The organism is Marinobacterium lutimaris (genome assembly GCF_900108065.1).
Classification (GTDB): Bacteria; Pseudomonadota; Gammaproteobacteria; order Pseudomonadales; family Balneatricaceae; genus Marinobacterium_D; species Marinobacterium_D lutimaris.
In genome coordinates, this window is record NZ_FNVQ01000002.1 from 327,805 (window position 1) to 352,687 (window position 24,883).

20 protein-coding genes are annotated in these 24,883 nt (G+C 58.6%); 12 read left to right on the forward strand and 8 right to left on the reverse strand.

All coding sequences use genetic code 11. The annotated features are described in order from the left end of the window. The first annotated feature begins 112 nt into the window (after positions 1-112). The 5 genes from C4S72_RS11925 (at position 113) to C4S72_RS11945 (ending at position 5,023) form a co-directional block, all read left to right on the forward strand. Entirely contained in the window at positions 113-1,657 is a 1,545-nt protein-coding gene (locus C4S72_RS11925) for a thymidine phosphorylase family protein (protein WP_104003347.1), read from the forward strand. Continuing rightward, positions 1,657-2,550: a ribose-phosphate pyrophosphokinase gene (locus C4S72_RS11930; protein ID WP_104003348.1), complete on the forward strand. Its 894-nt coding sequence runs from the start codon at positions 1,657-1,659 to the stop codon at positions 2,548-2,550. Before C4S72_RS11925 ends, C4S72_RS11930 begins: the two co-directional genes overlap by 1 nt. A 132-nt stretch (positions 2,551-2,682) precedes the next feature. After that, positions 2,683-3,420 carry an oxygen-insensitive NADPH nitroreductase gene (gene nfsA, locus C4S72_RS11935; RefSeq protein ID WP_104003349.1) on the forward strand — a complete coding sequence of 246 codons (738 nt, stop codon included), beginning with the start codon at positions 2,683-2,685 and terminating at the stop codon, positions 3,418-3,420. A gap of 92 nt (positions 3,421-3,512) precedes the next feature. Continuing rightward, positions 3,513-3,836 carry a hypothetical protein gene (locus C4S72_RS11940; RefSeq protein WP_104003350.1) on the forward strand — a complete coding sequence of 108 codons (324 nt, stop codon included), beginning with the start codon at positions 3,513-3,515 and terminating at the stop codon, positions 3,834-3,836. A 146-nt stretch (positions 3,837-3,982) separates the two neighbouring features. Beyond that, positions 3,983-5,023, forward strand: coding sequence for a CobW family GTP-binding protein (locus C4S72_RS11945; RefSeq protein ID WP_104003351.1), 1,041 nt, complete (start codon positions 3,983-3,985; stop codon positions 5,021-5,023). A gap of 147 nt (positions 5,024-5,170) precedes the next feature. On the opposite strand, the gene C4S72_RS11950 is transcribed toward C4S72_RS11945, so the two are convergent. Beyond that, the gene (locus C4S72_RS11950; protein ID WP_010325086.1) at positions 5,171-5,383 is read right to left on the reverse strand and encodes a cold-shock protein; all 213 of its coding nucleotides are present in this window, start codon (positions 5,381-5,383) and stop codon (positions 5,171-5,173) included. Positions 5,384-6,267: 884 nt separating this feature from the next. On the opposite strand from C4S72_RS11950, the gene C4S72_RS11955 reads away from it, so the two are divergent. Further along, positions 6,268-8,244, forward strand: coding sequence for a methyl-accepting chemotaxis protein (locus C4S72_RS11955; protein ID WP_104003352.1), 1,977 nt, complete (start codon positions 6,268-6,270; stop codon positions 8,242-8,244). Between the two features lie 36 nt (positions 8,245-8,280). On the opposite strand, the gene C4S72_RS11960 is transcribed toward C4S72_RS11955, so the two are convergent. Together C4S72_RS11960 and mtgA are read right to left on the reverse strand one after the other, a co-directional pair. Further along, positions 8,281-10,569, reverse strand: a complete 2,289-nt coding sequence (locus C4S72_RS11960) for a YgiQ family radical SAM protein (RefSeq protein ID WP_104003353.1) — start codon at positions 10,567-10,569, stop codon at positions 8,281-8,283. A gap of 124 nt (positions 10,570-10,693) precedes the next feature. Further along, on the reverse strand, positions 10,694-11,362 hold the full coding sequence (mtgA, locus tag C4S72_RS11965; protein ID WP_200826756.1) for a monofunctional biosynthetic peptidoglycan transglycosylase: 669 nt from the start codon (positions 11,360-11,362) through the stop codon (positions 10,694-10,696). A 180-nt stretch (positions 11,363-11,542) separates the two neighbouring features. Between mtgA and C4S72_RS11970 the strand changes: the two genes are divergently transcribed. After that, entirely contained in the window at positions 11,543-13,258 is a 1,716-nt protein-coding gene (locus tag C4S72_RS11970; protein WP_200826757.1) for a GGDEF domain-containing protein, read from the forward strand. 18 nt (positions 13,259-13,276) lie between these two features. On the opposite strand, the gene C4S72_RS11975 is transcribed toward C4S72_RS11970, so the two are convergent. Next, entirely contained in the window at positions 13,277-14,674 is a 1,398-nt protein-coding gene (locus tag C4S72_RS11975; RefSeq protein WP_104003355.1) for an aminotransferase-like domain-containing protein, read from the reverse strand. Positions 14,675-14,836: 162 nt separating this feature from the next. Here C4S72_RS11975 and C4S72_RS11980 point away from each other — a divergent pair, with 162 nt between their 5' ends. The 5 genes from C4S72_RS11980 to C4S72_RS12000 all read left to right on the forward strand — a co-directional run bounded on the left by C4S72_RS11980 (position 14,837) and on the right by C4S72_RS12000 (position 19,812). Further along, positions 14,837-15,007 (forward strand): DUF1127 domain-containing protein, encoded by a 171-nt coding sequence (locus C4S72_RS11980; RefSeq protein ID WP_104003356.1) that lies wholly within the window; start codon positions 14,837-14,839, stop codon positions 15,005-15,007. A gap of 82 nt (positions 15,008-15,089) precedes the next feature. Next, positions 15,090-15,857 carry a substrate-binding periplasmic protein gene (locus tag C4S72_RS11985; protein WP_104003357.1) on the forward strand — a complete coding sequence of 256 codons (768 nt, stop codon included), beginning with the start codon at positions 15,090-15,092 and terminating at the stop codon, positions 15,855-15,857. Positions 15,858-15,878: 21 nt separating this feature from the next. Next, on the forward strand, positions 15,879-17,513 hold the full coding sequence (locus C4S72_RS11990; RefSeq protein WP_160115507.1) for a GGDEF domain-containing protein: 1,635 nt from the start codon (positions 15,879-15,881) through the stop codon (positions 17,511-17,513). 188 nt (positions 17,514-17,701) lie between these two features. Next, positions 17,702-19,426, forward strand: coding sequence for an ATP-binding protein (locus C4S72_RS11995; protein ID WP_200826758.1), 1,725 nt, complete (start codon positions 17,702-17,704; stop codon positions 19,424-19,426). A gap of 14 nt (positions 19,427-19,440) precedes the next feature. Next, positions 19,441-19,812: a hypothetical protein gene (locus C4S72_RS12000; protein ID WP_104003850.1), complete on the forward strand. Its 372-nt coding sequence runs from the start codon at positions 19,441-19,443 to the stop codon at positions 19,810-19,812. 62 nt (positions 19,813-19,874) lie between these two features. Here the strand turns inward: C4S72_RS12000 and C4S72_RS12005 are convergent, their stop codons facing one another. The 4 genes from C4S72_RS12005 to C4S72_RS12020 form a co-directional block, all read right to left on the reverse strand. Next, a complete protein-coding gene (locus C4S72_RS12005; protein ID WP_104003360.1) occupies positions 19,875-20,870 on the reverse strand; it encodes a 3-hydroxybutyryl-CoA dehydrogenase in 996 nt (331 codons plus the stop codon). Then, entirely contained in the window at positions 20,870-21,955 is a 1,086-nt protein-coding gene (locus tag C4S72_RS12010) for an NAD/NADP-dependent octopine/nopaline dehydrogenase family protein (RefSeq protein ID WP_104003361.1), read from the reverse strand. Before C4S72_RS12010 ends, C4S72_RS12005 begins: the two co-directional genes overlap by 1 nt. Before the next feature lie 211 nt (positions 21,956-22,166). Next, on the reverse strand, positions 22,167-23,504 hold the full coding sequence (locus C4S72_RS12015) for a spinster family MFS transporter (RefSeq protein ID WP_104003362.1): 1,338 nt from the start codon (positions 23,502-23,504) through the stop codon (positions 22,167-22,169). A 149-nt stretch (positions 23,505-23,653) separates the two neighbouring features. Next, positions 23,654-24,643 carry an AraC family transcriptional regulator gene (locus tag C4S72_RS12020; protein WP_104003363.1) on the reverse strand — a complete coding sequence of 330 codons (990 nt, stop codon included), beginning with the start codon at positions 24,641-24,643 and terminating at the stop codon, positions 23,654-23,656. Positions 24,644-24,883: the final 240 nt, after the last annotated feature.

Below are 24,883 nucleotides of genomic sequence, written 5' to 3' on the forward strand. Positions count from 1 at the left end.
GAATAAAAGAGCGGTATTCTAACAGCCAGAGCGCCTGGCAGGGAGTCCGCCGGCTACCGTCGGCCACATCGCCTGCGCTAACATGAAAGGAAAACGCAAGGATATCCCCGGCATGAGCTTTACTCCGGAAAAGATGGCCCCACTCAAGGCGCGTCGCCTTGGCATAGACACCCATCATGAGCCGACCCTGTTCCTGCGCGCCGACAGCCCCATCTGCCGCTCGGAGGGCTTTGACAGCCTGTCACGCGTGCGGGTGGACTGGGGTGAGCGCCACATCATCGCCTCCCTCAACATGGTTTGCTCGGAACTGCTGGAACCTGAACAGGCGGGATTTTCCGAATCAGCCTGGGAGCGCCTGGAGCTGGTGCCCAACGCCGAAATCCGCCTGTCTCACCCGCGCCCGGTACAGTCACTTTCCCATGTCCGCGCCAAGGTGTTCGGCCATGAGCTCGACGAGCTGCAGCTGCAGAGCATCATCAACGATATCGTCGAGGGCCGTTATGCCGATGTCCACCTGGCCGCATTTATCACCGCCTGTGGCGACGACGCCCTGAATGACCGCGAGATCACCGGGCTGACCCAGGCGATGGTCAAGGCGGGCAGCCGCATCGACTGGGGCCTGGAGCAGGTGATCGACAAGCACTGCGTCGGCGGCTTGCCCGGCAACCGTACCACGCCGATCGTGGTATCGATCCTGACCGCCTGCGGCCTCACCGTCCCCAAGACTTCATCCCGCGCGATCACCTCCCCGGCCGGCACCGCCGACACCATGGAAACCCTCACCGACGTAGCCCTGTCGCTGGAGCGGATGCGCGAGGTGGTACGCACCCAGGGCGGCTGCCTGGCCTGGGGCGGTTCGGTACGCCTGAGCCCGGCCGACGATCTTCTGATCCAGGTGGAGCGGGCGCTGGATATCGACAGTGAGGGCCAACTGATCGCCTCGGTACTGTCGAAAAAACTGGCCGCCGGCGCCACCCATGTACTGATCGATATCCCCGTGGGCCCCACCGCCAAGGTGCGCAGCCAGGAAGCCGCCGACAAACTGGCGCAGAGCTTTCAGATCGTAGCCGCCAACCTGGGCCTGAAGCTTGAAGTACTGATGACCGACGGTAGCCAGCCGGTAGGACGCGGCATAGGCCCGGCACTGGAAGCCCACGATATCCTCGCGGTGTTGAAAAACAAAGCAGATGCCCCCGCAGACCTGCGTCAGCGCGCCTGTAAAATTGCCGGAGCCATGCTGGAAATGGTGGGCCAGAGCCAATCCGGCGAGGGCGAGAAACGCGCACAGGAGGTTATCGAATCCGGCAGCGCCTGGGAGAAATTCCATGGTATCTGCGAAGCCCAGGGCGGCCTGAAGAACCCGCCGGTAGCCCCCTATCGTTATGCCCTGATCGCACCGCACGACTGTTGTGTCACCGGTATAGACAACCGCCAGCTGGCCAAGGTCGCCAAGCTCGCCGGTGCTCCGGCGGACCCTGCTGCCGGTATCGAGCTACACGTAAAAATCGGCGACCGGGTCAGCCAGTACGACACCTTGCTGACGATCCATGCAGAAAATGCAGGCGAGCTTAACTACGCGGTAGAGTACCTGAGCGACCACACGCTGGTGATGACACTGACTAATGAAAAGGGCAACGACAGCGAAGGAGAGCACTGATGCAGCCGCTACTGTTTAACCTGGATACCGATCCGGATCTGGGCAGCCGCCTGTGTCGGGCGCTGGATGCAACCCCTGGCGAGCTGGAGCAGCGCCACTTTCCTGATGGCGAAAGCTATCTGCGGGTGCACAGCGACCCCAACCAGCGGGACTGCCTCATCCTCTGTAACCTGTACCGGCCAGACAGCCTCACGCTCCGGCTGCTATTTCTGGCCGATACCCTGCGCGAACTGGGCGCTAAACGTATCGGCCTGATCACCCCTTACCTGCCCTACATGCGCCAGGACAAGCGCTTCCACCCCGGTGAATGTATCAGCTCCCGTCCCTTTGCACGCCTGCTCTCAAGCAGCCTGGACCTGCTGGTTACCGTGGACCCGCACCTGCACCGCTACGACTCGCTGGACGAGATCTACACACTGAAGTCCCGTGTCGTGCATGCCGCACCGATGATCGCCGACTGGATCATCCGCCAGATAGACAACCCTTTGCTGATCGGTCCGGACAGCGAAAGTGAGCAATGGGTATCCGAGGTCGCCCGGTTGGCGGGCGCTCCCTTCCAGGTGCTGACTAAGGAGCGCCGGGGCGACTATGACGTCAGCGTATCCCTGCCCGAAGTGGATAAGTGGCGCAGTCACACACCGGTGCTGGTCGACGACATTATCTCCAGCGGCCGTACCATGCTGGAAACGCTAAACCACCTTAAAGCAGCCGGTCTGCCACGTGCCCGGATCATCGCCGTGCACGGGCTGTTCGCGGGCGACGCCTGGCAGCAACTGCAAGCCCTGGCGGACGTAACCACTTGCGAATCGGTACCCCACCCAAGCAATGGAATCAGTCTTTCAGACGCCCTGGCCAAAGCCACTCTTGAGCTGCTTTCGGAGCTTGATGCATAGAGCGTATCGCAGCGATGCACAGTTTAGACTGGTTCACAGACCGGCTCAGGGTGCATCATTAGAGGTTGCACCAGGCCGGCTGCGACAGCCCCATGCCTGAAACCCGTTTACCGATAGAGGCCTCATTTCACCATGAACCCCGTGATAGACCTGCTCAAGAGCCATCGTTCCATCCGCAAATTTCGCCCGGAGCCGGTTGATCAGGAGACAGTGAACCAGCTGGTCGCCGCCGGTCAAAGCGCGGCCACCTCCAGCTTTATCCAGGCCTGCACCGTCATTCAGGTGGATGACCCGGAAGTACGCGGGCAACTGATGGAGTGCACCGGTGGACAGGTGTACGTCGGCAGCGCGCCCAGGTTTCTGGTGTTCTGTGCCGATATGCACCGCCACCAGATCGCCTGCACAATGCACGATGCCGAGATGCGCTCAGGCTTTACCGAGCAGTTTTTGACCGCCTCCCTGGACTGCGCCCTGTTTGCCCAGAATGTCGTGGTTGCCGCCGAATCAGCAGGACTGGGAACCGTTTATATCGGCGGTATCCGCAACCAGATTCAGCGTGTGGCTGAACTGCTTGAGCTGCCGGAACTGGTCTACCCGGTATTCGGGCTCTGCCTTGGCTTCCCGGACCAGGACCCGGAGACCAAGCCGCGCCTGCCGCTGGAGAGCGTGCTTAAGCACGAACGCTACGATGACAGCCAGGAGCGCGAGATCATCGCAGCCTACGATGAAGAGATCCGCGAGTACTACCGCACCCGCACCGGCGGCAACAAGGAGATGAGCTGGAGCGAGCAGATCTCCGGCATGCTGGTGAAGGAAGCCCGTCCTCATATGATGGATTTCCTCAACAGCCGCGGCTTCCTGAAAAAATAGCTTTGCGGAGCTGCTCACCTTGCATGCAGCGCACAAAACTCGTCTATGCTGAAGTTGTAACCCAAGCGACATAGCCGAGAGAGCGAAAAGCCATGCCAGACAGCAAGATCAATTCCCTGCTTGATGAGCTTGAGCATCGCGCGAAACGCGCAGCCAACGAACGCGAAGTCACACTGAAGGTGGATCAGGAAGACCTGATCCGCCTCAGGGCCTTGGCCGAAGTCTATGGACTCAGCGTCGATGAACTTACCGCCTGCCTGCTGCACAACATTCTGATGGAGGTGGAGGAAAAACTCCCCTACCGTGCCGGCAAGAAGATTATCCGGGTCGAGGACGATGATCCGGTCTATGAAGACATAGGCCCAACGCCGCGCTACCTGGAAGCAAAACGCCGGTTCGAGAAAGACTGCGCCTGACAGGATAGATTTACACAGGTCTGTCGCACCGGCCTGCCATAGCAGCGGTGCCGCTCACACTTGCCGCCAAACCTGCGGCACGGGACAATGCGCGCTCCCGACCAGATAAACCCCACGAAAAAAACCACGGAAGTTGAGAGCGCAGGATGCTATCGATCGTCAAAAAAGGGATCGTCAAAGCCGTTCCCACCAATATCCTGACCGGCTTTCTCGGCGCAGGTAAAACCACCGCTATCAATCAACTGCTGGCCAATAAACCCGCGAACGAGCGCTGGGCGGTTCTGGTCAATGAATTCGGTCAGATCGGGGTCGACCAGTCACTGCTGAATAGCGGCGACGATATCCGCATCAGCGAAATCCCGGGGGGCTGCCTCTGCTGTACGCGCGGACCACAGATGCGTGTTGCCCTGGCCCGTCTGCTGCGCGAAGCCAAACCTGATCGCCTGCTCATCGAACCCACTGGCCTTGGGCACCCCAGCGGTATTGTTGACCTGCTTCAGGGACCCGACTTCGCCGCGGCCATCGAACTGAGATCGATGATCTGCCTGATCGATCCACAGGTACTCGATGATCCCAGAGTGCTTCGGCATCAGGTGTTCAACGATCAGATAGAGCTGGCCGATATTCTCGTGCTGAACAAAACCGACCTCTGCTCGAGCGAACAGCTCGAAGAAGCCCGGCTGTTATCCAACAACATGTTCCCGCCTAAGGCTGCTGTACTAAACACGACCCGAGGCGAGCTAGCCACCGAATTTCTGGACCTGACCAGCGCCCGCAAAGCCCGCCCTTCTATCAGCCTGAACCCCGGCTCTACAACAAATTACGCGCCAGGAGACAGGGACACAGAAGAAGAAACACAGAAAGCAGTGCCCGGTGGCGCCGCATTCTGGACAAGCGAACTGGATGGCTCATATAGCTATAGCTGGCAATTTGACCCACAGGATTGCTTCGCTACCGATGCGATTCTTGGCCTCCTCGATAACGAAAGCGAGCCGCTGCGCATTAAAGCCGTGCTACGAATCGGCCATGCATGGATCAGTTACAATCGCGGTTTTTCCAATGATCGTGAGGTAAGGGAAAGCAGTTGGCGCCGCGATTCCCGCATCGAGATGATCAGCGACAGCAAACTGGACGCAGAGACGCTAAGCCTGCGTTTGCACGCCTGCCTGACTGACAAAAAACAGTGAAAGCCTCAGTTTGAATCAGCCCGCTGCATAGGAATTACAGACGGTAGATTCCGGAGGGGAATTCCGAAGGGAGATGGGTACGGGAGATATATGGAGGTTGGATACCAGAGCATCCAACCTCCATGAAACGGGCGCTACTTAAATAACTTAAGCAACAACCGTTACGTTCTCAGCCTGAGGACCTTTCTGGCCCTGAGTTACTTCGAAAGTAACCTGCTGGTTTTCGTGCAGAGTACGACGGCCAGTGCCGTTGATTGCACGGAAGTGAACGAATACGTCAGGACCGTTTTCCTGCTGGATGAAGCCGAAGCCTTTCTCATCGTTGAACCATTTAACGGTGCCGGTTACGAGCTGTGACATGTTTTGCCTCTTTCTTTTTACTTTCAGACCAGCCTTTTGACTGGTGACTTCTAACTGATCGAAATCCTGTATTTCGATCTATTCAAAACGAACCCAACCGGCTGCCAACCCTATGACAAGCCCGGAATGGAATCCGCGTGACGATAACCGGCTGCAGTACAACCTGGCTTCGCCGTTCCGGCAACCGCGTGAAGCTTTCCCGCGGTGCTGAACATTTTGAGTTTGGGCTTTTCAACCCCGGCCCGGGATCACCCTGCCTGTATCCCAACTCCTGCAAATTCCGGACGCAGAGAGGCCGCTATCGAGACATCGAAATCGACGACGATACGCTGGCAATCTTGAGTCAAACGGAAGGCGGCGGCCGAAATGGCCGAATGCTGAGATGGGGCAGTCGCTTCAGAGGCCGTCGTTCCCTGACAGATGGATCGTACCGGCAGTTTATGAAGCTTTGCGGTCAAATAACCGCGAACGTCTTGTTGCATCAAACTTAAAGTAACTCCGAACCAGCTTACCCGCTGGCGGGCCCGGTCTTGTCGCATCGTGCTTTAACTGGCTTAAACCTGCACGTTTAATGGCGCTTGTCGCTACCATTATTGTTGCCAACCGGAAGACAACCTTTTCCGCATAATACTCCAGTTTCGATCAATTACAATGGCCTGTTTATGCGAACTTGCTCATTCATGGAATGACTTCTTCGTCTATTCTCTAAGCTGAATCAAAATTCTTTCGCCGGGCTACCGCAAGCGGCAAAACAGCGGCCCGGTCACGACGATGCGCCCGGTTGCGATACAGCCCCCGACATCGATAATTCACCGACGCTTTGATGCCGAAACATAAACGCCGACAACATCGATCGCTAATCCGACAGTAAGGGAGTCGACAGGATGCAATTGAAATTCACCCATAAAATACTGCTACTGATATTGTTTCCGCTGCTGCTACTGATATTGCTGCAGGGGCAAAGGGTCATTGCATCACTGAGCGTTGCCGAAGAGCTCTCCAATATCGAACGCTACGCAGAACTTGCCACCTATAACAGCCAACTGGTCCATGAGCTGCAAAAAGAGCGCGGCCTGACCAGCGGCTGGCTTGGTTCCGGTGACTCAGCCTTTGCCGAGCGCCTAAAGGCACAGAGAAACCTGACCGACCAGGCCCGCTCCGCCTGGCAGAGCTACCGTGAAAACCTGAGCGTTGATGACAGCCTGGTCGCCGGCATCCTGAGCAAAACCTCCGATCAGCTGCGCCAGCTTCAGCAGATACGCAGCAGCGTGGATGCCCGCAATATTGCTCTCGGCGAGGCTCTTGGTTACTACACCGGGCTCAACGCCGACCTGCTTTCGGTGGCGGGCCAGATTGAACGCTTGAGCAGCAGTGTCGCGATGAGCCGCATGGGTAACGCCTTCTTCGCGTTCCTTCAAGCCAAGGAACGCGCCGGTATCGAACGCGCGGTGCTGAGCAACGCCTTTGCCGCGGATCAGTTTTCCCCGGGGCTGTTCCCCCGCTTTCTGAACCTCGTCGCGGAACAGAACACCTACCTACGCCAATTCGCCATCGCGGCCCCCGACGCGCTGAATCAAAGCTGGCAGCAGGCCAGCTCAGGCAGTGCTTTCCAATTCGTTGAGCAGGCGCGGGCCAAGGCTATCGAACGCGCCCAACAGGGCGGTTTTGGCCTCTCGGCCACTGAGTGGTTCAGCCAGGCCACCAGCCGCATCGAAGCGATGAAAAAGCTAGAGGATTCACTATCACAGGATCTGCTGGCACAGGCACAACTGGATCGTAGTTCCACATTGAAGGATATCTGGCTCCAGCTTGGCATGCTGCTGGCCGCCATTATCGTGGTCGGCTTTCTCTCCAGCTGGATCGTCCGCGGCGTGCGGCGCCAGGTACAGAGCCTGGCACAAACCATGGCCCAGGTGCGTGACCATCACGACCTCACGGCCAGGGCGGAAACCCTATCCGGGGATGAACTGGGTGATATCGCCCAGGCGCTTAATCACACCCTTGAGCAGTTCGCCGATGCCATTAAAGAGGTCCGGATCGCCAGCGAACGGGTCAGCGCCGAGGCCCGTAATACCCGCGACACGGTGAGACAGACCGAGCTGATCCTGCAAACACAAAACGCTGAAACCATGCAGGTCTCGGCCGCCATCGAAGAGATATCCACCGCCGTGGCGGATGTGGCCAACAGCACCTCCCACGCATCCGAGAGCGCCCGCTCAACCAATAGCCTGGCGTCCGAAGGACACGGCCGCATGCAGGATGCCTACGCCGCGATTCAGCAACTGGGGGAAGATATCGCACAGGTCGGCATCATGGCGGCAGAACTTCAGGCCAGCAGCAGTACCATTTCAGAGGTGATCGATGTCATCAACGGTATCTCCGAACAAACCAACCTGCTGGCCCTGAACGCGGCGATCGAAGCGGCAAGAGCGGGAGAACAGGGACGCGGCTTTGCCGTCGTTGCGGATGAAGTGAGAACCCTGGCCCAGCGAACTCATGCATCCACCGCGAAGGTTGAGGAGATCATTACCCGCCTGCAGCGCCAGACCAGCGAGGCCAGCCAGCTGGTGGAGAAAAACCAGCGCGATATGGATATCACCACCGGACAGATCGGCGAGGTGCGCTCTACCCTGGATGCGATAGTCGCTGCGGTAGATAACATCACCTCGCTATCGACCCAGATCGCAGCGGCCGCCGAAGAGCAGTCCACCGCGATGAATGACATCGGCCGCAGCATCGCGACAATAGATTCAAGCTCGGAAAACATCAGCCAGCAGGCAGCAAACCTGGGCGGGCATGCGGAGCAGCAGACGCAGATGTCTGAACAGCTGGAAAAGCTGATCAGCCGCTTCCGCGTTTAAAAGAGAAGAGACTGAAAAATAGCAAGCGCGCGGCGGTTAAACCCGCCGTGCCTTGGTTTTGCCTTTCACCGCCTTGCCCGGCTTTCCGGGCTTGGCCGCAGCGCCAGGCTTGCGCGCACCCGCGGGACGAGGCTTTTTCGATCCGTCGTCTCGTGGCGGCAGGCCGGTGTGCTGGGTCAGCAAACGTCCTTTACCGGCGCTCTTACCTGCACGTGAAGACTGCTTGGAGTTCTTGCGGCGCGGCGCGTTGTAGGTCTCCCCTTCCGGCTGATCTTTCGGAATCAGCTGGTGTTCGCCCTCACCGATCAGATCCGCACGCCCCATGGCGGTCAGCGCCTCACGCAGCAGCGGCCAGTTTTCCGGGTCGTGCCAGCGCAGAAACGCCTTGTGCAGCCGGCGCTGACGCTCGCCTTTGACTGTTTCCACCTTTTCCGAGCTTTTCTTGTAGCTCAGACGACGCAGCGGGTTACGACCGGAGTGATACATGGCGGTGGCCGACGCCATCGGCGAGGGATAAAACGCCTGCACCTGGTCGGCCTTGAAGCCGTTGGTTTTCAGCCAGAGCGCCAGGTTCATCATATCTTCATCGGTGGTGCCCGGGTGCGCCGCGATGAAGTAAGGGATCAGGTACTGCTCTTTGCCCGCTTCGGCGGAGAAGCGCTCAAACATTTTCTTGAACGCATCGTAGGTGCCGATACCCGGCTTCATCATTTTGTCGAGCGGACCGCGCTCGGTGTGTTCCGGTGCGATCTTCAGGTAGCCGCCCACATGATGGGTCACCAGTTCACGCACATACTCGGGGTCCTCCACCGCCAGGTCGTAACGCAGACCGGAGGCGATCAGGATCTTCTTGATCCCCTTGAGGCTGCGCGCCTCGCGATACAGCTTGGTCAGCGAAGAGTGATCGGTATTCAGGTTCTGGCAGATCCCCGGATAGACACAGGACGGCTTGCGACAGGCCGCCTCGATCTCACGGCTCTTGCACGCCAGACGGTACATGTTGGCGGTGGGACCGCCAAGATCGGAGATCACGCCGGTAAAGCCAGGCACCTTGTCGCGGATCTCCTTGATCTCGCGGACGATAGAGTCCTGGGAGCGGTTCTGGATAATCCGCCCCTCGTGCTCGGTGATCGAGCAGAAGGTACAGCCGCCAAAGCAGCCGCGCATGATGTTCACCGAGAAACGAATCATCTTGTAAGCCGGAATCTCTGCCTTGCCATAGCTCGGGTGCGGCACCCGGGCGTAGTTGAGATCGAACACGTAGTCCATCTCTTCCATGCTCAGCGGGATCGGCGGCGGATTGAGCCAGACTTCCTGATCGCCATGCAGCTGCACCAGCGCGCGGGCGTTGCCCGGATTGGTCTCCAGATGCAGTACGCGGTTGGCGTGGGCGTACAGAACAGGGTCCTTGCTGACCTTCTCGTAGGAGGGGATACGGATCACGGTTTTGGCGCGGTCCAGCCGCATCCGCGGCGAGGACTCGATATGCAGCACCTGCAGCTCATCCTCGGCATCCATCTCGGCGGTTTCACCGCCCTTCTCGCGCTCGATCTCGCAGGCGGCCAGATCCCGGGTATTCACATAGGGGTTGATGATCTTGTCGATCTTGCCGGGACGGTCGATGCGGGTGGAGTCGATCTCCATCCAGCCTTCGGGAGTGTCCTTGCGCACGAACGCGGTACCGCGAATATCGCGGATCTCTTCAACCGCCTCGCCGGCATCCAGACGATGCGCCAGCTCGACTACGGCACGTTCGGCATTGCCATAGAGCAAAAGGTCAGCGCGAGCATCCAGCAGAATGGAGCGACGCACCTTGTCCTGCCAGTAATCGTAATGGGCGATGCGGCGCAGGGAGCCCTCGATACCGCCGAGGATAATCGGCACATCCTTATAGGCTTCGCGGCAGCGCTGGCTGTAGACGAGGCTGGCCCGGTCCGGACGTTTGCCCGCCTGACCGCCCGGCGTATAGGCATCGTCGGAGCGTTTTTTACGATCCGCCGTGTAACGGTTGATCATGGAATCCATGTTGCCCGCAGCCACGCCGAAGAACAGCCGTGGTTTGCCCAGCGCCTTGAACGCATCGGCGCTGTGCCAGTCCGGCTGGGCAATGATGCCGACACGAAAGCCCTGAGCCTCGAGCAGGCGACCGATGATCGCCATGCCAAAGGAGGGGTGATCGACGTAAGCATCACCGGTTACCACGATAATATCGCAGGCGTCCCAGCCCAACTTATCCATCTCCTGCCGGCTCATCGGCAGAAAAGGTGCGGGGTCACGTCTGGCTTTGAAACTTGCCAGTTCCTGAAGAGAGGTAGGGGTCTGCATTAAAAGATAACCGGTTAAATCGAAGGTATCGAAGATGACGTATGAGGCCGAACGGCCTGAAACATGCGCAGTATACCTTAGCCATGACTAATTTCCGATCAATATACTGCGACATTAAGCCGGACTAGTCTTTAATCGGCTCCAGCCAGGCAACTCCCAACTGGCGCATCTGCCGCTCGATCCAGCGCGCCCGCTGCTGCACATAGGCTCCGGCAGGCTGTGCCGAATAGCGCCAGGGGTTAGGCAGGATCGCCGCCAGCCGCGCTGCCTGGTTATCGCTGATGTTCTGTACCGGTCGCTGGTACCAGTATTCGCTGGCTGCACCAACGCCATAAACACCAGGACCAAACTCAGCGATATTCAGGTACACCTCCAGAATCCGCTCCTTGCCCCAGATCCACTCCAGCAGAAACGCCAACGGCAGCTCCAGCCCCTTGCGCACCCAGTCGCGTCCCGGCCAGAGCAGCAGGTTTTTCGCCGTTTGCTGGGTCAGGGTACTGGCACCGCGGAGCCCCTCCCCTTCCAGAGCCTCGTTCACCGCGTCACCTATTGCCTGGGTATCGACGCCGGAGTGCAGCGGAAAGCGCTGATCCTCAGACGCGATTACTGCAAGCTGCATCCCAACAGGGATCTCTTCGATATCCACCCACTGATGGCGGAACTCGCCGCTGAACCCTTCCGGCGGGTTGATCCAACGGTGTACCTGCCAGCTCCACACCGGCGGATTCACGAAACGCAGCAGCAGGAGCAGCGCCAGCAAAAAGGCGATACAGCCCAGCAGCGTCCATACCATTAACCGACGCAGCCTGGCCCAAAAGCCTCTGCGGCGCCCGCTATTTCCTTTATTTCGACCTGGTATCAATCCCACCGATCCGCTCTCATCCTGACTGTCTCTTACGCGGCCTGTTCAACTGCTAACTCGGCCACCAATCTCTGATATGATCAATACCGCCCAATTCATAAGGATATCGACGTGCGATTAACCATGAATCTTAAAACCCGATTCATGCTGCTGATGCTGGTACTCTTCCTCGTTGCCGCCGGCATAGTATGGATTCTTGTACGACAACTTTCAGAGTCCATTGTCGAGGAATGGGTCACCCGCTACGCCGAAAAGCAGGTACTGTACGACAAGGGCCGTACGCTGCAACCTATCCTCACCGAAATCGCGCTGTCCCGCCAGTTTGCCAACTCCCACCAGCTGATCACCTGGGCCCGCAACCCGGAAGACCCTGAGCTCAAACGCCAGGCGATCGCCGAAATGGAGAACTACCGCCTCAACTTTGCAGACAACAGTTACTTCGTTGCACTGCGTGAATCGGGCGATTACTACCACAATAACGCTGCCAATGAGTATGCCGGCAGCCAGTACCGTTACTCACTGGACCCTGACCGCCCCGCCGACAGCTGGTTCTACAAGATCATCCAGCAGAATCGCAATATGCATCTGAACGTCAACCCTGACGTTGAGCTGGGCGTCACCAAGCTGTGGATCGATATGCTGCTGCGCGACGGCGATAAGATCCTCGGCGTTGTCGGTACAGGACTCGACCTGACCCGCCTGCTCAACAACGTGGTCAGCAAGGAAGAACCCGGCATCACCAGCCTGTTTACCGACCACGACGGCGCGATCCAGATTTACCGCGATCAGAGCATGATCGACTTTGCCTCGATCACCAAGGCCAGCGCTGACAAAACGCGGGTAGAGCGACTTTTCTCCAGCGATGCCGACAAGCGCGCAGTACAGCGACTGATGAAGCAGCTGGTTAATAGCCCCGGCGAGATAAAGACCCGGTTCGTCACCATCGACGATCGACGCCATCTGGTGGGGCTCGCCTATATTCCCGAGATCGAATGGTACGAGGTCACACTGCTCGATCTGGAAAAGGTACTGCCGTTCAGCCATTTCAGCGGCATCCTGCTCAGCTTTGCGCTGATGCTGCTGGCCAGTCTGTTGATGCTGCACCTGGCGCTGAACCGCTTTGTGCTCGGTCCGCTGACGCAGCTTGAAGCCGGCATGGATGAGATCCGTGAGGGGCACTACCCACAAAGCCTGCCCAGGACGCCCCCCAACAATGAGGTGGGCCGTTTGATGAATCATTTCCGTCACATGGCGCAGGCCGTACAGCACTCCCGGGAGGAGCTGGAGCAGAAGGTTATTAACCGTACCGAAGCGCTGGACCGCCTCACCAAGATCGACCCCTTAACCGAGTTGCTGAACCGCCGCGGCATGCAGGAACAGCTGGATAACCAGTGGCAGCTATTGCAGCGAGAGCGCCGCCGTTTTGGCATCGTCTGGCTGGACTTGGATCACTTCAAGCAGATCAACGACCGCTACGGTCACAAGGCTGGCGACCAGGTGCTGCTGTCTATCTCAGACCAACTGCGCAAACTGCTGCGCGGTTACGACTACGCCGCCCGCTGGGGTGGCGATGAGTTTCTGCTGCTGATCCAGACCGACCGGCTGGAGCTGATCGAAAGCCTGAGCGAACGTATTCGCAGCTCGGTGGCAGAATCCAGCATCATCTATGATGAGTCCCAGCCGCCAATCCAGATTACCCTCAGCGCCGGCTGCCACCTGGCCTCCTCCAGCGACGAATCTCTGGAGAAAGCGCTTCAGGCCGCAGATACAGCGCTTTACCAGGCCAAGGAGGCCGGCCGCAATCGCCTCGCCGTGCATCGCAAGTAACCAGGGTAAACACGCTGTTTATAAACGCTGCAACAGCGATGTCAGCGCCTGTTCGGTGCGTGAATCCATGCCTGTGCTGACATTAAGCCGCATACAGTTACGGTACTTGCCAGAGGCGGAAAACAGCGCTCCTGGCGCGATGCGGTAATCTTCATTTTCCAGCTGCCGGTTGATCTCGACACAATCCACCGATTCCGGAAACTCGAGCCAGAGCAGATAGCCACCCTGGGGATAACTGATGCGCGTACCGGCGGGCATGTGCTGCTGCAGCCAGGCGGTCACCTGATCCCGGTTACGCATATATTGCCCACGCATCTTGCGCAGGTGCCTCTCATATCCGCCCTGGGCAATAAACTCCGCCACGGCCAACTGCGGCAAGGTGCTTGATGCGGCCGTGGCGACAAACTTGCTATGCACCACTGCACTGCGATAACGACCAGGCGCGATCCAGCCAAGCCGCAGTCCCGGCGCCAGGGTTTTCGAGAACGAACTGCACAAAATCACCCGGTCATCGGTATCGAATGACTTGATCGTCACGGGCCGCGGCCAGGCGTAGGAGAGATCGCCGTAGATATCATCTTCGATGATCGCCACATCGTAGCGCTGCGCCAGTCGGTAAAGGGCGCGCTTGCGTTCATCGCTGAGGGTGTAACCCAGAGGGTTGTTACAGGTCGGGGTAACCAGAATCGCCTTGATCGGCCACTGCTCCAGCGCCAGCTCCAGTGCCTCTACGCTGATCCCCTCTTTGGCGTGGGTGGGTATCTCCATCACCTTGAGGCCGTTGGCCTTGATCGCCTGCATGGCGCCGTAGAAGCAGGGCGAATCCACCGCCACCACATCACCCGGTTCGGTAACGGCGCGCAGGGCGCAGAACAGCGCTTCCTGACAGCCAGTGGTAATAACCAGATCATCCGGATGCAGCTGGCAACCGGAGTGAGCCGCCAGGCGTGCCACCTCAACACGCAACTCTTCACTGCCACGCAGGCTGTCATACTCCAGTGCCGCCGGATCCCCCCGCCGAGCCCTTCGGGCCCACAACCGCAGTAACGGCTTCAGGGTATCGCCGGTAAGATCAGGCATCGCATGACCCAGGGAAAAAACCCGCGCCGACTTGTCTGCACCCAGCATCTGTAACACCCCCTCCCACTGGGAGATATCCAGCGGGCGCCGGGCGGTTGCCGTGGTGCTGGGCAGTTCAGCCGCCGCAGCCCGGTCACGGACGAAATAACCGGATCTCGGCCGGGACTCAACCAGGCCCAACAACTCAAGCCGGTGGTAAGCCTCTTGCACGGTGGTCACACTGACGCCACGCTCCCGGGTCAGGCTACGGATGGAGGGCAGACGATCACCGGCGGCGAACAGCCCTTTTTCTATCTGCTGGACAAGATGCTCCACCAGTTCTTCATACAGTTTCAAAGAAGCCCCCGCTGGTAACCAGTACAGATGTACAAAATTTTAGGTATACAGATAAATAAAACCCAATCTGTACACATAAAAACAGTTAACTCTGAATCTGTATACCTTTTTGACTCTCTCTTAATCTCTCTTTCCCAAGCCACTCCAGCCAAGGAGACAGAGATGAAAATAATCGAAACCGCACAGAAAGCCTGGCGTGAACTCACATACCGCTACCGGCTGCACCAGACGCGCAGGAAGCTGCTGACACTGGACGAACATCAATTGAAGGACCTGAATATCTCCCGCGTCGACGCGCTTAGAGAGGGGAAAAAGCCCTTCTGGCAGCTGTAAATTTTGTCGCTTCTGTAAACGACAGATCCACTATCCTGGAGTAATATGTATCCAAAGAGCATCTGTTTCGCGGAAGATCGACATGATAAAAAAGTCGCGCTTGCCCAGCCGACTGATAGTTGCGTTCGCGCTGGGCACCCTGATTACGGAAGTTTCAGCCGCACCTCTCGTCGTTGCCACCGAGGGAGTCTACCCGCCATTCAGCTATGTCGATGACAGCGGCCAGCTGAGCGGCTTTGATACCGATATCGCCCGCGCGCTTTGCCGCGAAATGGAGCGCGAGTGCGAACTCCGCCAGGTCGCCTGGAGCGAGCTGATCCCCGAGATGGAAGCAGGCCGGGTAGACTTTACCGTCGCCAGCATGGCCAAAACCGATGAGCGCGCCAGGCGCGTCGACTTTACCGATTATTATTACCGCTCTCACTCGACCTTCGCCGGCGATCCAAGCCGCTTCAGCGATGTATCCCCTCAAGCACTGGCAGGCTTCCGCCTTGCCACCGGCCGAGACACCATCCAGGCCGAGTTTCTGCAGAATCACTACCCCAACAGCGAGATCATCCTGACCGACGATCTGCCGCAAACGTTGGAACTGCTCAAGTCCGGCAAGGCAGACCTGGCGCTTTCCGACACCATCAACCTGCTGGACTTCCTGCAACAACCGGAATCGATTCAGTTCGACTATATAGGAGAACCGCTCCAGGCCGAGGAGCTTCACTCCAAGGCACACATCGCGGTACGCAAGGGCGAGGATAAACTGCTTCGGGATCTCAATGAGGCACTGGAAGACATCCGCCTGGATGGAAGCTACGAGCGGATAAACCGCAAGTACTTCCCGTTCAGTATCTACTGATCGATGCCAGGAGAGCCCGCCGTGCCGAGGAGCGAAGAGCGCCGTTTTCACCCCAGCCTGGCGCACGCCGTGCATTTCGGTATTTTCGCCCTGCTGCTGTTGCTGGTGCTGACCCTCTGGCTGGCACTGCCATTGCTGGATGGCATCGCCGAAAAAGCGCGCGAAACCCGTGATGTGCATGTGCCGGCCATTACCCGCTGGCGTCACAACACCCAGCGCTCTGAGCAGCTCTACAACTTTATCAACACGCTTTACCGCTCCGAAGATCCCACCCGGGTGCGCAATATCAGGCTGCAGTCTCAGGTGCTGGCCAATGGTTTCTCCTTTGAACCGGATAAACAGCTCGCCAAACAGGCCGAAAGGGTGATGCAGTCGGTGCTGCCACTGACCAATACACGGCTGAAACAGCACCAGCTGGAACAGGCCATGGCGATGCGAGCCAACCGCATACGCCAGTCCACCGACCGACTGGAAAACCTGTTCCTGAACCGGGAGCCACCGATGCTGGCCGCGGTGACGGTGAGCCACCTTACCTTCACCACCGCGGCCGAAACCCGATACGCTTCGCTGCACGCCACCAACTGGCCTGAGCTGATCGATAACATCAGGGCAACGGAAGAATCGATCACCAACCTGCTGCAATACCATAACGAACACAACGAAGCCGCCCAGGAACTGCTCGCCCTGCTGCAACAGCAACGCGCGGACGCCAACCAGATACTGAGCCTGCAGAGTGAGGCCGAAGCCTACTACCAGAGCGCGATCAACGAGCAGCGTCATCTCAGCAGCCTGCTCAACACCGACGCAACGCTGAGCGCCCAGGATCTTGCACAGCGAATGGAGGATGATGCCGGCCGGGTGCAGACCCTCGCCTGGACATTTATCCTCGCCTTCGTCGCCATCGGCGCGCTGCTTATTTTCGGCTTCAATTACCTGGTTCTCAGACCTATCCTGAAAGCCAGCAATGCACTGGAGATGGCCAGCGCAGGCAAGCCGATTGCCGCCTCCGACAAACAGCACACCTTCTTTAGCGAACTCAATATGATCGCCAGAAACGTGCAGCGTTACGGCGATACCACCCAGGAGCTGCGCCGCCTCAACAACGAGCTGGAAAAGCTCTCTCAGCTTGATGGTCTGACCGGCATCGCCAACCGCCGTCACTTCGATACCGCGCTACAGCAGGAATTCAATCGCGCCCAACGCCACCGCCAGAGCCTTGCCCTGGTTCTGCTCGATATCGACCACTTCAAACAGATCAACGATCACCACGGGCACCTGCAGGGCGACGACTGTCTGAAAGCCTTCGCGAGCCTGCTCAGGCGTTTCACCCAGCGTTCCGGCGACCTGGCAGCACGCTACGGCGGCGAGGAGTTTGTGCTGATACTGCCGACGCTACCGCTGACGGAAGCACAGAACCTCTGCGAGCAGATTCGCGCAGAAACACCGCAACTTTCCCTCTACTCCAGCCAGGGTGAGCTGATCAGCCTTAGCGTCAGTGCCGGCCTTGCCTACACTGATACTCCGACGCTCTGTAGTACAGAAGAGATGCTGGAGACCGCAGACACTGCGCTCTACGAAGCGAAAAAAGGCGGCAGAAACCAGGTCGTCACCAGACTCGTAAACACCACCGCTTCAAGCGCGAAACGCAGCGGCTGACTGCAGGACGCTGGATTCCCAACACTTTGTTGGCAATCCAACAGTACTTACCGAACGAACCTACCTGATTTCAAAAGCTTAGCGCTGGCACAACCCTTGCCCTCTCCACTCGGTGCAGCGATTCAATGCAGCGCTGAGACTCGATGACATGCGACGACTCAACGCAGAGCAACAGCGAGGGCTTCAGAGTGAAACTTCAAATCGAACGTAATGTAGCTTCACGGCTATTCCAACAGTGTCCTTCGCTCTCTTCCTGGGAGGAGCAACTCAAACTCGCCAGCCGGGTCGAGATCCCTTTTCAGGTGTTCAACCTGGAGCAGCTCAACCTGCTGATCGATCTATACGACCAGCTTCCCGGCGGCGCCGGCAAGAAAGCCCAGCTACAGGCCCTGCGGGACGCCAGTTTTGCGGACGAGCCGGTCAACGCAGGCGAGGACCTGGAGGAACTGCTGCCGGAACTGATCGCCCATCTGAGTCAGAATGTAGAACGCGGCTGGCTGTTTCGACTGGAGGGCAGCGGTACTCTGCTGCCCTGGGCGGTCTCCCGCATCGACTTCACCCCGGCGGGCAGCGAAGAACAGGCGCGCATCGTCATTGACCTCAAGGCTAACAGCCGTGGCAAGCTTGAGACCAAGCAGCTGATCATCTCCGAGCGTGACCTCAACAACCAGTCACTGGTTGAGTTGCTGGCCACCAAGGGCTACCTGAAAGAAACCGAACAGCTGCTGGCCAGCTTCGATGCTGCCAACGAGCGCTATATCAACTGGCGCGCCAACTTCGGTGAGCAGTTTTCCGGCAGCGGCACTGGTATCTATGCGGAAGACCCCAGTGCCTCGCACCGTAACAGCGACTGGGGCCGCAAGCCGCGGGTGGTGCTATCCGCCAGCGGCGGCGACGCCCGACTGGTAAACGACGAGGAGGTGCTGGCCGAGCGCGAACTGACGCTGCAGCAAAGCGGCAACATACTTAACGCCATGCTCAAGCGGATCGCGCGTCAGTCCAGCTTCAGCGATGAGGTGGACAAGCGCATCGAAGCCCTGGCCGAGGCGATCCCGGCTCACCTGTTCACCCGTATTCCGGTGCACGCCTACATTCTTATGTTCCACCTGGAGCTGCACCATCATCTCTGGGTCCATGTGGATAACCTTGAGCCCTACCGCTATCAACCGGAGCTGAAAGACAAGCTCGTACTGCCGCAGGCCCATACCGACCTGATCGATATACTGACCGCCGAGATGGAGATGCTGCTGGACGATATCATCGAGGGTAAATCCGGCGGCACCACCGTGCTCTGCAGCGGCCCGGCCGGCGTCGGTAAGACCCTCACCGCTGAGGTCTACGCCGAGATCATCGGCCGCCCACTTTACCGGGTGCACTCGGGCCAGCTGGGGCTGAACGTAGCGGAGATGGAAAAGAACCTGAAGGATGTGCTGATCCGCGCCCAGCGCTGGGGCGCGGTGATGCTGATCGATGAGGCCGATGTTTATATAAAACGCCGCGACGACAACCTGACCATGAACGCCGTGGTCGGGGTATTCCTGCGCGTACTGGAATACTTCAACGGCCTGCTGTTCCTGACCACCAACCGCATCGACGATATCGATGAGGCGATCATCTCCCGCTGTATCGCCATGGTCCGTTATCAGCATCCCGATACCGAGGAGCGCAGCCGTATCTGGCAGGTGATGGCGCAGCAGTTTTCTCTGCCACTGGAAGCAACGTTGCTCGATCAGCTGGCGGAGCGCTTCGCCAGCGCCAGCGGCCGCGACATCAAGGGGCTGGCGAAACTGGTGGCCAAGTTCTGCAGCTTCCGTGACTGTCCGCCGAGCATGGAGGTGTTTGAACACTGCGCCAGCTTCCGCGGACTGGATATGACCGGAACGAACGCCCTGAGCCCGAAGAGCGCCGCCTAGTGGAGCAGTCTCAGATGAGCGACCTAGTAGCACTCTATGAACTCGTGCCTGCTAAAGAGTGGCTGAAAAACCACAGGCTCTCGCCGAAGGAGATCGACTGCGTGATCGCGCTGAAGCTCAAGATCCTCGACGGCAAGTGCAAGATGAACAAGCAGGATAAAACCCTGGCTGCCGAACTCTACCGGGAGTGCCATACGCTAAAAGGAGATCAGCTTGGCGACGAGATGCACGCACTGATAGCTCGCGCCGGCGAGACACCCTCACAAGAGATGATCGAGCAGATTTATGAAACCCGCGTGCTGGCGGAAACCAGGATCTCACGCCCGGTGATGAAAGCGTTCAAGGCGCGACTAAGAGACACCGGCCTGCTGCCGGCAAAGGAGTAAGTCCTTAGCGATGAAAGAGCTGACGGTCTCTCAGGGCCGCCAGCTCTTTTCTGGGTTCGAGCTTAGTCTTTCAGCGCCATCCCCTCGCTCGGCAGCAGTTCCCTGCTGGCCAGGAGACCTGCAAAATCGCTCAGGCGACGCTGGCGATAGCTGTCGAGATCCGCATTCTGGTAGTTATAAAAGCCTTCGCCATCGCGGATGCCACGACGATTCTGCTCCATGTTACTGGCGATCACTTGCGGCGGTGCGAAGCGCTCATCCAGCGTTTCCCGCATGTAGTTCGACGCGTAGTAGAGGATGTCACCGCCCCCCCAGTCGATAAACTCCAGCAAGCCCAGCACCGCAAAGCGGGGGCCAAAGCCCACACGGACCGCCGTATCCACATCCTCGGCGCTGGCGACGCCCTCCTCTACCAGGCGCGCGGCTTCGTTCATCGCCAGCGCCTGGATCCGGGGCACGATATAGCCAGGTGAGGCGCTGCACACCACCGGCACCTTGCCGACCTGTTTCAGGTTCTGCTTCAGCCACGCTACCGTCGCTTCAGCGGTCTGATCGCCACGGCTGACCTCCACCAGCGGCATCAGGTGAGCAGGATTTAACCAGTGAGCATTGAGGAAGCGCTCCGGATGAGTAACCAGCGCTGCCAGATCGGTGACCAGGAACGTAGAGGTGGTCGATGCAATCACTGCATCTTCCGGCGCATGGCGGCAGATCTCCGCGAAAGCCTCACGCTTGGCCTCCATCTTCTCCGGCACCGCTTCATAGATAAGACCCGCTTTAGCCAGGGCATCGGCTGCCTGCTGCTGACCGGCGAATTCCACGCGGGCCAGCACCGTCTCAACCTTGGAGCGCTCCAACAGGCCCAGCCCAGCCATAAACTCCAGGTCCTGGCGAATCTCCGTCAGCGCAGAGTCTTGTAGCTGCGCCAGCTGCTCTTCGCTGCGCGGTTTCAGGTCAACCAGACAGACCGACAGACCGGCAAAGGCATAGTTCAGGGCGATACCCCGTCCCATGCGGCCGGCGCCGACCGCTGCGACGCGCGGTAACACCTGGCTCATCACTCGATCCCCCGAAACAGCAGCTGCTCCATCTGAGATCGGCTCAGCTCGCTCAGACCCAGGTTTTCCAGCGTGCGACCTTCAGCGTAGAGATCACGCCCGGTAATAGCAGATGCCATGGCCAGCAGGCCCGCCGCGATCGGCGTGGGTGTGCCGCTCCAGCGACCGATGGAGACCAGCAGCGAGAGGCCCAGCGCGGTATCTTCAACCATGTAGCGGTGGCTCTGCAGATCGATCTTTTCACGCCAGTCACCGCTGTCGGTCAGCTTTTCATGCGCCGAGCGGCCGTACATCCACTCGTCGCCATCCTTGCTGTAGTGGTCGGCCAGCGGGAAATGCGGCGCCTTGTAGCCCAGGGCTTCGCGCAGAGCGATACGCTCAGCATCCAGCGCATCGGTAACGCGGCGGATCGACGGCTGAGTACCTTCATTGTGGATATCCCAGGCATCGAAGTGCTCCAGTGGGCCGGCATTCATCAGGATCAGCGGCGGATGGATGATGCCGCCGGCGTTCATCAGCGCGCCGCTAAGGCCGTCTTCGATCTCTTCGATAGAGGGGTAGGCTGCGCGGATAACGGCGAATGCATGTTCCGAATTGCGTGCCGGAAATACTCCGGTGGGCAGACGTGTGGCGTAGCCGCTGCACACCACCTCACGGGGACCGTGCTTGCGCGCCAGGTAAGGCAGGGTTCCGGTTTCCGCAAAGGAGACGTCGGCCGGGTTGCCGGCTTCTTTCAAGGCCTTGGCAAAGATGTAGCTACCGAAGGTGCCCGGCGGGAAAAACAGCACCTGACCATCGCTCAGTAAAGGCGCCAGCTCTTTCGACAGATCCACGTGGGTGGTGGATGGCAGCGGAATAACGATCAGCTCAGCGCCTTTGACAGCCTCTTCTAAAGAGGATGTCGGCAGAGCGATCGCCACGTCGCGTGTACCGCGAAAGTCCTTTACCTCTATAGAACCGGATTCCAACAGTGGCGCCAGTGCATCGGCATCCCTGCGCCAGAAACGCACCCGATGACCTTTCTCCGACAGCTCTGCCGCTGCCGCGTAACAACCATGACCACCACCGAGTACTGCAATTTCCATACTGTTTCTCCAATCGCTAAAGAGTTGCGCCCGCATTAACGGCGACAGCGCCTGACGCAACCAGAGTCTCACCTTGGCGCTGCTGCCGATATGCAGATCGCGTAGCCAATATTCGCCTGGCGCAGCTTTCCTGCAGAGATGCAAAAAAGCCCGGGAATCACTCCCCGGACTTTTTGCAATCTATTGATCTATTTATTGTTTTCGATGGATATCAGTCTGCCAGCGAGGCGATGGTGCCACGGCAGTGCTTAAGCCCTACACGTAGACAGAGCGCCGCCAGCATGGCGGAACCTGCCGCCACCACCGACATGGAGTGACCCACTGCTGCCGGGTCTTCAAACACGTAATCGGTCAGCAGCGCCACCAGCGTGGAACCGCAGGTGATACCCAGCATATTCATGCCGACAAAGAACAGCGCGGTCACCTGAGCGCGCATCTGGTTGGGCGAAATGTTCTGCAGTGCCGCCGCAGAAGTCGCCATCGGGAAGCTGGCAAAATACATCGCCAGTGCATAGACACAGAGCGTTCCGACAAGTGAGTCGACAAACGGGAAGATAAAAGCGGGAATAATCACCCCCAGGCCACCGACCATACCGGCACGCATCGCCGCATCATCATGTCCCTTGCGGGTGAAGAAATCCACCAGCCAGCCGCTGGTCAGCACGCCGGAGGCGTTGGCCACCAGCGCGACGACGCCGAGGTAGACACCCACCTGGCTCATGCTCAGCTCATAGTTGCGCAGCAGGTAAGCCGGGCCCCAGGACATCAGCGCATACAGCGTCAGCGCCAGCAGCGAGAAGCCCACATAGATGGAAGCGAAGGTGCCAAAATTCGCCTTCATGTAGGCGCCTACTTCACCCAGGGTATAACCCTTGGCGCGCACTTCACCCTTACGCTCGGGATCCTTCACAGTGATCGCAAACAGCAGCGCCAGCAGCACACCGGGCAGGCCGACAATCCAGAAGGTCAACTGCCAGGGCTTCATCACGCCGACGATCGGCAGAGAAACCTCACCCAGGCTGGAGATATATTCGATCGCCGCGCCGCCAATGATGAAGGCCAGCGCCGCGCCAAGGAATGAACCCGAAGAGTACACACCCAGCGCCATCCCCACCCGGTGTTTGGGGAAAGCATCGGTAATCATCGAATAGGCCGCCGGTGACAGCGCGGCTTCACCGCAGCCCACCGCCATACGGGCAAAAAACAGCTGGCCGAAGGATTTCGCCAGGCCGCAGACCGCAGTGGCGAGGCTCCAGACGAAAATACCGCAGGCGATAAGCATCGGCCGTGAACGCGTATCAGCCCAGCGGGCGATCGGCAGCCCCATGAAAGCGTAAAACAGCGCAAACGCCAGCCCGGTCACCAGGCTGAACTGCGTATCGGTGATCTGCAGATCCGCCTTGATCGGCTCGATCAACAGGGTGATTACCTGGCGATCGAGAAATGAAAACACATAACCCAGTGTACAGAGCGCAACGATGTACCAGGGGTAAAGCGTTTTGCGCTCCACCCCCCTTTCCTGATTGAGTTCAGCTTTTGCGGCTAACATGCGTTTCTCCTACGAATGATTTAATTCCCGTTAATGTGCAGGGGCTGAAAATCATCCTAAGTAAACGCTGACTGCGCCCGCTATCCTTAAGCGGCAGCCATTGTACGTTTCAGGAAACAACCTAGGGTGTTACCCAAGGATGTTGCGCATCAGGGATATTCTGCACCGCTGAGCGTCTGTGAAGGCAGGCAGCCGTAGCGGCGTTTGTAGATCTGCGCGAAGCGTCCCTGGTTACCTATGCCGACACTCAGCAGGATATCGGTGACCTTCGCACTGGCAGGGTCGGCCCGTTTCAACTCCAGATGAGCCCGTTGCAGCCGCTGCTCGCGGATATACTCGGTGGGTGAAAGTTCGAGAAAACGCTGGAATCCATTCTGCAGGGTACGCGCAGACACGCCGACGATATCCGCCAGATCAGCGAGCATCAGCGTATCGCTCAGGTTGGCATCGATGAAGTCTCTTGCCCTGCGTACATGGCAAGGCAGGGCTACCGGAGCGCTCTGTCGCAGCTGATCGGAATAGTTGTGAGGCTGGGTATTGATCAGCTGAGCGATCAATAGTTCGGCAAACTGGTGCCGGATAGGATCACTGCCCAGGCTGGCGTCATGGCACTGGTACTGCTGACAGAGATAATCCAGCGTACGCAGCCAGGCAGCCCCCGCTTCGCTCTGGTGGGACAGCTCCAGATCAAACAGCAGCGGCGCTTTCATCTCCCGGTTGAGCAGGCGCGACAGCCGGTTTTCCACCAGATCGCGGCGTACCCGCAAAATCAGTCGCCGACAGCTGGCATCCATCCGCGTCGTCGTCGGCTCGCTGGGTGAAACCACGGTGGTCATACCCGCCGCAGTGTTCGCCCGTCGGTTACCGTTAACCACTAACCCCGTGCCCGACAGCGTCGTCTGCACCAGGTAAAAGTCATTGATCTCGCCAGGCTCAAGCTGCACCTCGGCACCGTATTCCAGACAGAACAGCTCGACACTATCCAGCCGGATACCGTCCAGGCGCGTCGTCACACTATCGCCGCCACTAAGCACCTGCATGCGGTGAGGCCAGAGAAAATCACCGATCCGGTGGCAGGTTTCCTCCAGGTTGTGAGAGGCGAACAGGTTATGGTTCGAAAGCGGATGTGGCTGCAGCATCGGAAACTATCCCCGGATAAGGCGTTCCCCGTGGATAAAACCTGTCGAGCTAAGGACAGGAGCCGCGGGGTTCAGTAAAGGCGAAATCTTGCGGCGGCACTGCGCCAGCGCAAAAACGCACTTACTCACAAAGCAAATGTCGCGCCAAAACCAAGAACAAAGGGATTAGAGTTCTTTTATTTCAATATCTTAAATATAGAAACAACAACTATATTAGATGAATAATCAACTAAAAATCAT